Below are 637 nucleotides of genomic sequence, written 5' to 3' on the forward strand. Positions count from 1 at the left end.
CAAAATGGTTTGTATCGTCAAAGACAGTTTAACTTCGCCAGAAGTTAATATTGAATACTAAAGTAGACGCTAATTAACCATCGAAATGATTAATCGGCATTTTCTTTCGAAAACTCGATAAATAACTTTCGTTATCTATCAGAATTTAATTTTTCAGCTTTTCCAAATTTTTAAAGAGCAAGAGAATAACTTCTCAGAGTTAAAAACTCTCAGTTACTTGAACCTGAGTAAGAGTGTTTATCTATAAGAAGGAGTAGTAAAGTGGTGGAGCTAAGCAGGATCGAACTGCTGACCTCCTGCGTGCAAGGCAGGCGCTCTCCCAGCTGAGCTATAGCCCCACATTACTAGGATAACATTGTTTGCTTTACCAAACTTCTTATTGAGGCAAGGCATTAAGTGAGGACGTTTAGTCTTTCCTAAACGACGAGCTTAATAACGCAGCATCGGCAAGAAGTGGTGGGTCTGAGTAGACTTGAACTACCGACCTCACGCTTATCAGGCGTGCGCTCTAACCAGCTGAGCTACAGACCCAAACAATGTTTGTGTTCTCTAATTCTAATCAACAATCATCTGTGTGGACACTTCGAACAAATAAGTTCTAAATCGTATAAGGAGGTGATCCAGCCCCAGGTTCCCC

2 tRNA genes are annotated in these 637 nt (G+C 40.5%); both read right to left on the bottom strand.

From position 1 onward, the window contains the following. Positions 1–262: 262 nt before the first annotated feature. Positions 263–338: transfer RNA gene (locus DRB05_RS00145), tRNA-Ala, on the bottom strand. A gap of 116 nt (positions 339–454) precedes the next feature. Continuing rightward, positions 455–531, bottom strand: a tRNA-Ile gene (locus DRB05_RS00150). Positions 532–637 lie beyond the last annotated feature (106 nt).

It is taken from the genome of Pseudoalteromonas sp. A757 (assembly GCF_004103285.1).
GTDB lineage: Bacteria > Pseudomonadota > Gammaproteobacteria > Enterobacterales > Alteromonadaceae > Pseudoalteromonas > Pseudoalteromonas galatheae.